Raw genomic sequence first — 7,367 nt, forward strand, 5'->3', positions numbered from 1 at the left:
CGGCTGAATAGGTCAATTTACAAAGATTCTATTTTTGATAATATATTCAAACGATTAGTCTCACATCCGCATCGGGGCTGGAAACAAATCGTAGTGATTAAGTAAGTAACTCGAAAATTATATAACTCTAACCAACAACTTATCTACGGAGTGCCAGTTCATCAATATTGGACTGACGAATTGGAATGGCCAGTGATTCAGCATGGGCAAGGAATAGTAACTATTAATCAAACAGAGGAAAAATATACTTGGAATGACTTTAAAAAATTAATATTAGAAACAATTGATTTTTTAAAAAGCAGTTATGAAAATGAAATAACGATTAATAGAATAAGTTTAGAATATGTAGATGCTTTTGATATGAGTGATTTTGAATCATTGTCATTCATTGAAAATAATTTGCAAACAAGCATAAAAACTAAATATGACTTACCTGGAAAATTGACTAATATTAAGATCAATAGAAATTATATTCAAGATGACGGAACATATCTAAATATCAACATTACAGATGCCGTAAACAATTCAACAAATAAAGATGCTGTCGTAATGATAACATCAGCAATCAAAGAAATTGCAGATCTGAACAACAACTTTGAAAACAATCTTGAAGTTTTGCATAATGTTTGTTCCGAAGTATTTAAAGCTATATTAGATAAAGACTATTATGGAAGCTTTAATTAGTAGTTATACAGAAACAGAAACTTTCAAGCCGCAGGTAGCTAAAGTTAGTTTCCAAATAGGTTTTCAACCTAAGAGACTAAATTCAATTGTTATTTCTGTGCGAAGAAGATATGGGATTAATGAAAGGATATTGAATTTATTAAAAAGTTTTCGAAAATTAAATGACAATTGGGATTTTGATGATGCTTTAGCTCCAAGTATTAAAGTTATTAATGTGTCAGAATTAATTACTATGACATTTCAGAAAATAGGTCAGAAAATTTATCATACTGCACCTGGACCTAATGGAGAAGTTATGTTGGATATCAGGGATTCTAAAAATTCTAAATCCATTGAAATTATAATCTATGATGATAAAATCAATATCGTTTTTATACCTGAAAAAGAATTACCTACTCAAGAATATTTTGAATTTTCGAAACTTAAAAACTACCTGAATTGGTTAAATAAAACATCTATTTATGAATAGAGGCGAAAAAATAGATTGGGCTGAATTATTATATAGAAGAGGTTATAATAGACCTGAAAAAAAATATTTAAATCCAGACGGAACTGCAACATCAAGAGTTTTTAAATTGAGAGCCAAAGATAATGGAAAACTTTCTGTCGATTTAGCAAGATTAACCACTCCAAAAAAAAACTGTTTTAAATTCATCTCAATATAATTTATTTGAGATTCAGAACGCTACTGTTGAAAAAATTGACCTTTGTACAATTTATGATGCGGTTTTCACTACGGAAAACAATTCTCATAGCTTAATTATTGGGATGGACATTGAAGATGAAACTAAGCCTTCCTATTTAGCAAAAAATTCGAGAAAAATATATCCATAATAAAACTGAAGTCAATAAGGAAATTGATCTATGGTAAAATTTTGCCTTCCTACTGGTACAGCCGAATTGATTAACATAAATAAATTTTCATTGGTTTTAAGTGCTATCCCGGAAAATTCACTTTCCAAAGGTTTATACACAGTCAAAACACCTAAAGTCAATAATAGTTTTTCTAAATCTATTGGTGTCTCAGTGCCTAATCGCAATTCTCTTCGAAATTTACTTGCCTTGGCTTCTAATATTTTCTCATTTAAATGCCATGATACAATCGATTTGTCTTAATATAATTTTTTACGATTTTTCCAAAATCAGAAAGCTTTTCCATATCACTTTCATTGACCGAATCTTTTCTAAATGTAAAAACAACTTCTGTCATAGCTTCTTCTATGGTTTCGCTAAAAAAAATAGCTAATTCTACATCAAACAAATCCGATAATTTTTCTAAAATTTCTAACGACACCTCCCTTTCATTAAACTGACCATTTCCCTTTTTATATCAAGAAAACTAGCTAGTTTTTCTTGTGTATATCCATGTATTTCACGCAATCGTTTTATTATCAATCCTGTAGTTTCTTCCATGATTTCTTGAGTTTTGATTTAAATGTATTCTTTTAAGGATTAATTGTATGTTACAAAAGTAATAGCTTTTTATAAATTATAAAAAATTGTACAAAAGTATAATAAAGCTTTTTTGTATTTAGCTTTTCCTGTCAATAAGTTAATTTGGTTTGTCGTATGCTCAATCCCAATTTCAGAGTTAACTCAGCAGTATGCCAATTGGGTATTCCAGTCCAAACTGGGTCTACTTATTCCGATGAAAGTGTGCTGTTTTAAGTAGTCGAAAATAGAAAGCTTATACAAAACCTGTGAAAGAAAAAAATCGCCATCTCATCAACAATCTGCGCGTTCAATAGATTATTAATATTAACATCCGATGGGATTCATTTATCTGAGCCTAGGATAGAAAATTTTGGTTTTATTTATATGGAACTAAAAGGGAATCAAACTATAAAACTAAATTAAAAGCTTAAAGTTTTCGACCTTTTAATTCCTATACTTTGTATTATTGTAGAAAGATGCTACCTAAAAGTCGCAACATAACATTTTATAGGTAAGAATGATTTTTGTTTAGGTAAAATTATTGCTTTTCTTCAAAAAAGCCTGGTTTAAAATCACAAGCGTTCACAGTACCCCCTTACCCCCGCAGGGATTTTTTTGGTAACTTCATTAATTTCAGGTTTTAGATCTGTAATATTTTATAATCTTGTTCCGAGAATACCTGGAGCACTCTTTGTCTTGCGTGATTTATAAAGGTTGAAGCGATGGTTATGTAATTAAAACAAATTGCTTTCACACGCATATTGAGCTTGATGTATTTGGTTTGGTTTTGTACCAAAATCTTTTTTGTCCATTCAAATAGAACAGAACACATTGCCATGAGATACATAAAAACGGTATTGCTATCCATATCAGGAAAAGGCAAATGATGTACGTTAAAATCATTGAGTAAGTAGCGATTAGAGTTTTCTGCATCCCCTCTGTCGTTATAGAACTCTATGATTTCCTTGTTGGAATAGGCAATATTATTAGTCATAATACCATAATAATTATAAGAACACTCTGAGAGTAAGTCGATTTGACGATCTTCTCTTAAAGAGCGAGTAACTACAATGCGATACGATTTATCGCCGCCAAAAGGGGTGTGATTTGTGGTCACCACTTCTTTTTTTTCAAAGTTAACTTCAATGGTTTCCCATGTTTTTATCAGAGCACAATGTTTTCTAAAGGATTCAGAAGTTACATTTCGGATATAAAAACAAGTAGCTCTTTGACTTACCAATTCAACAACCGATTGTTGGTAGGATGCTGAATCTGCTCTAAAATGCCCAATCTTCACTTTATTGGTATCCAAATTATCGAAACATCTTTTCAAAGTTTCGCTTTGTTTATATTTTGCAGGAGTGTTCCCATTATGATTTTCGATATGTACCGGTAAGCGGCCAATGAAAGCAAAGTTTGGATGATATCCCTTTGTCATTTTGTAACTCTTTTTGGTATCTTGCTTTTCTGTTTCAACTACCACATTATCAAAGTCTAAAGTGTAGTTTTTAATCATTGGGTCTAATTGTTTTGTTTTTACACAAAGGGCCACAATAGCATTGTTTAGGTCGTTATTGAAGTTGATCTCATGTATAACTCCTGTATTGGTAACCTCCTTAATAGTTGTTGTTTTTAATTCTTGACAAGCATATTCAACGGTGTCTACAGAGAGAATATTAGCGAAGAATTGTTCGTTAAATTTGGATTTAAACTGCTTTAAATCAGAAATGTAGTCGCCTTGACAGACAGCGTTTCCGAATAAAGATAAGACGATGTCGGAATAGGAATATTGTGCCTTAAAATGACGCAAACCTATTTGATTATCAAGGAACTCAGCAATGCCTGAGCGATTTATTGCATTATAAATTAAATTTAATCCTCCAAAAGGAGTGACATTCTTCGAAGATGTTATAACTTTGTCCATAGTCGCATTTTGAATTTTCGCAAATACAATTTACACCTTTTTGGTGAGACTATAACTGCCCTAAAGCTTGATTTATCAACACTTTGGGGCTTTTTATTTTATTCAGCTGCGACTACTGGGTGTTATATAAAAAAATGTAAACTTACATACCGAAAGGATAGGTTTCGGGAATTTCGTGTCCATCCGGTTGAATATGTATTGGATGTAATGCACTTGTTTCATCGAGAAAAATAAAGGCATCGTATCTTTTTGGCAGTAGTGTCGGAACGTAATTTCCGAATCGTTCATGTTCTGGATTATACACTACCCCAATGGCCCGATGTCCTATATAGGAAGAGAGGCATTGTTCCTCTTTTAATTTATTCAGCAGTATCAATTTATTTTTTCCGTCACCGGCAAGATGAAAAGCATGTTCCCAGCTTCCAGCGACTGCTTCCGGAACTTTTATTTTTCGCATGGAATCACCCCATTCCCGTCCGGCAACCACACTTCCTTTATAGGATCCAAATCCTACCGCAATCACGCCATCACTCATGTGCTGTTCTCTTACCAACTGCCCCACATTTACCATACCCTGGGACGCCATTTCTGTAGCACGTGCATCGCCAATGTGCGTATTGTGTTCCCAGACTACTATTTTTGCTTCTTTTCCATGGAATTTCATGAGGCGTTCTATAGTGGAAACCATGTGTTCGTCCCGAATGTTCCAGGATGCGGAACCTCTTTTTATCATGGCGCGATAATATTTTTCAGCGTTGCTGGCAACGAATGCATTTTGTTCGGTACTTAGCGCATTTTCCGAATCGTGATTGTAGTTGGGGACATTTTTTACTATTTCCTTGAGCAGGTGCAGGATTTCTTTTTCACAGAGTTCCGGCAGGAATGAAGAAGCTCTGGCGTAGGTTTGGCCTTCGTCTCTGCCGTAAGGCTCAAAGCATTTCATGGCTGTTTTTGCAACTGCCAGTGCTTTGGGGTCGTTCTTTTCTAAGTATTGGATGATGGAATTCATGGATTCCCTGAAGCTGTATACATCCAGACCATAAAATCCGATTCGCTTGTCAGCGGCGAAATCTTCGTTATAGACCTTAAGCCAATCGATGAAAGCTGCAGTTTCCCAATTGGCCCACATCCAGGTCGGCCATCGTTTGAATTCATTCATGACGCTGTAGATGTCTGTTCCGGAATCTAAATATCCTTTTGCAAACCGATTCAAACGATAGCAGTCGGGCCAGTCGCCTTCGACTCCTACAAAAGAAAAGCCTTTTTCCTTTATTAGTCGCTGTGTGATTTTAGCTCTCCAGGTATAATATTCATGTGTTCCGTGTGAAGCTTCACCTAAAAGGACATATTTAGCGTCTCCGATAGCATCGATTAATGGATCTAAATCGGTTGAATTTTCCAATGGAGAGGACGTTTTGCTCAATAATGCTACAATTTCACTAGAATTATTTAAATTGTTACGGTTTTTTAAAGGGTCCATCGCGTTTTTATTTTTTTTAATTTATAGTTTGAATAGTGAAAATTTCCAATTAAAAAAGATACGAAATAAAGGGTATTTTTAGGAATAAAAAAATGAATATAAAGTTAGTCTATATTATTGATAATCAGATAATATTACATAAATTATTCGTCTTAATTTATTTGGTTTTAGTTTGAAATCAACAGGCGGGAGTCTAGGATATAATACTGGCAATCGGTTGGTTTTGATGCTAAGGGAATCGTAAAAAATAGTAAATAATGTAAAAATAAATTATTAAAATAGCTTAAATGTTGTGTTTGATAAAAAAATATAACGTTTTCGTTAATAACATTCATTATTTTCATTAAATGATTACAAAAGATAGAATATATTTGTATTTTAAAATTTAAATTTTAGTATTATGAGTATAATTATCAAAATTCACGCAAGACAAATTTTCGATTCAAGAGGAAATCCTACAATTGAAGTAGATGTAATTACAGACAATGGTGTTTTAGGAAGAGCTGCTGTACCATCTGGAGCTTCAACTGGAGAACACGAAGCAGTTGAATTACGTGATGGAGGAAAAGCATTTCTTGGAAAAGGAGTTTTGAATGCTGTGAAAAATGTTAATACCATTATTTCTGAAGAACTTGTTGGAGTTTCAGTTTTCGAACAAAATCTTATTGATCAGATGATGATCGATTTAGATGGTACTCCAAATAAATCTAACTTAGGCGCAAATGCAATTTTAGGTGTTTCTCTTGCTGTTGCAAAAGCTGCTGCGAATGAATTAGGTTTGCCTTTATATAGATACATCGGTGGTGTTTCTGCGAATACATTGCCAGTTCCAATGATGAATATCATCAATGGAGGTTCTCATTCTGATGCGCCTATCGCGTTTCAGGAATTTATGATTTTCCCTGTAAAAGCAACTTCTTTTTCACATGCAATGCAAATGGGAACTGAAATTTTTCATAGTTTGAAAAAAGTGTTACACGACAGAGGTCTTTCCACTGCAGTGGGTGATGAAGGTGGTTTTGCACCAAATCTTGCTGGAGGAACTGAAGATGCTTTGGATACGATCAAAAAAGCGGTTGAAGCTGCAGGATATACTTTTGGAGATGAAATCATGATCGCTTTAGATTGTGCATCTGCAGAATTTTATGTAAACGGAAAATACGACTATTCTAAATTTGAAGGTGAAACAGGTAAGATCAGATCTTCTGCAGAGCAAGTAGATTATTTAGCAGAATTAGTGGCTAAATATCCAATCATTTCTATCGAAGACGGTATGGATGAGAATGACTGGGACGGATGGAAATTACTTACTGAAAAAATTGGAGACAAAGTACAATTAGTTGGAGATGATTTATTCGTTACCAATGTAACACGTTTGGCTACCGGTATTGAAAAAGGAATCGCTAATTCAATCCTTGTAAAAGTAAACCAAATTGGAACGTTGACCGAAACTATTGCAGCGGTTAACATGGCTAAAAATGCTGGGTATACTTCAGTGATGTCTCACCGTTCAGGAGAGACAGAAGATAACACTATTGCAGATTTAGCAGTAGCTTTGAATTGTGGTCAAATTAAAACAGGTTCAGCTTCTCGTTCGGATCGTATGGCTAAATACAATCAATTGATAAGAATTGAGGAAGAACTTGGAAATACAGCTTATTTTCCTGGAAAAAACGCTTTCAAAATAAAATAAGTTCATAATAGATTTTAAATAAAAGCCATTCATGTAAAGTGAGGGCACTGAAAAAGTCTTTTTTAAGGATTAATTGTTAATAAAAAGGAGTAGAAAACCTCGGTTTTTCTGCTCCTTTCTTCGTACATTTAACTGTAACCATAAGGCTTTTT

7 protein-coding genes are annotated in these 7,367 nt (G+C 33.7%); 4 read left to right on the forward strand and 3 right to left on the reverse strand.

Annotated elements, in window-relative coordinates; all coding sequences use genetic code 11:
- Positions 1–150: 150 nt before the first annotated feature.
- The 3 genes from ACNQGH_RS21680 to ACNQGH_RS21690 are packed head-to-tail and all read left to right on the forward strand — an operon-like array spanning position 151 to position 1,349.
- Positions 151–684: a TIGR04255 family protein gene (locus ACNQGH_RS21680; protein WP_417958103.1), complete on the forward strand. Its 534-nt coding sequence runs from the start codon at positions 151–153 to the stop codon at positions 682–684.
- Entirely contained in the window at positions 668–1,153 is a 486-nt protein-coding gene (locus ACNQGH_RS21685; RefSeq protein WP_417958104.1) for a hypothetical protein, read from the forward strand. The genes ACNQGH_RS21680 and ACNQGH_RS21685 overlap by 17 nt, the downstream gene beginning before the upstream one ends.
- Positions 1,146–1,349, forward strand: coding sequence for a hypothetical protein (locus tag ACNQGH_RS21690; protein ID WP_417958106.1), 204 nt, complete (start codon positions 1,146–1,148; stop codon positions 1,347–1,349). Before ACNQGH_RS21685 ends, ACNQGH_RS21690 begins: the two co-directional genes overlap by 8 nt.
- Positions 1,350–1,768: 419 nt before the next feature.
- On the opposite strand, the gene ACNQGH_RS21695 is transcribed toward ACNQGH_RS21690, so the two are convergent.
- The 3 genes from ACNQGH_RS21695 to ACNQGH_RS21705 form a co-directional block, all read right to left on the reverse strand.
- Complete coding sequence (locus ACNQGH_RS21695; RefSeq protein ID WP_417958107.1) at positions 1,769–1,978, reverse strand: hypothetical protein; 210 nt, start codon at positions 1,976–1,978, stop codon at positions 1,769–1,771.
- A gap of 780 nt (positions 1,979–2,758) precedes the next feature.
- Positions 2,759–4,042, reverse strand: a complete 1,284-nt coding sequence (locus tag ACNQGH_RS21700; protein ID WP_417958108.1) for an IS1380 family transposase — start codon at positions 4,040–4,042, stop codon at positions 2,759–2,761.
- 142 nt (positions 4,043–4,184) lie between these two features.
- Entirely contained in the window at positions 4,185–5,522 is a 1,338-nt protein-coding gene (locus ACNQGH_RS21705; RefSeq protein WP_417958109.1) for an erythromycin esterase family protein, read from the reverse strand.
- Between the two features lie 400 nt (positions 5,523–5,922).
- Here ACNQGH_RS21705 and eno point away from each other — a divergent pair, with 400 nt between their 5' ends.
- Complete coding sequence (gene eno, locus ACNQGH_RS21710; protein WP_417958110.1) at positions 5,923–7,215, forward strand: phosphopyruvate hydratase; 1,293 nt, start codon at positions 5,923–5,925, stop codon at positions 7,213–7,215.
- The last annotated feature ends 152 nt before the right edge of the window (positions 7,216–7,367 follow it).

It is taken from the genome of Flavobacterium kochi (assembly GCF_048286715.1).
Lineage (GTDB): Bacteria > Bacteroidota > Bacteroidia > Flavobacteriales > Flavobacteriaceae > Flavobacterium.

Coding starts and splice junctions, on each gene's coding strand:
- ACNQGH_RS21705 (WP_417958109.1), bottom strand. CDS start 5,522: ATGGACCCTTTAAAAAACCGTAACAATTTAAATAATTCTAGTGAAATT.
- ACNQGH_RS21690 (WP_417958106.1), top strand. CDS start 1,146: ATGAATAGAGGCGAAAAAATAGATTGGGCTGAATTATTATATAGAAGA.
- ACNQGH_RS21700 (WP_417958108.1), bottom strand. CDS start 4,042: ATGGACAAAGTTATAACATCTTCGAAGAATGTCACTCCTTTTGGAGGA.
- ACNQGH_RS21685 (WP_417958104.1), top strand. CDS start 668: ATGGAAGCTTTAATTAGTAGTTATACAGAAACAGAAACTTTCAAGCCG.
- eno (WP_417958110.1), top strand. CDS start 5,923: ATGAGTATAATTATCAAAATTCACGCAAGACAAATTTTCGATTCAAGA.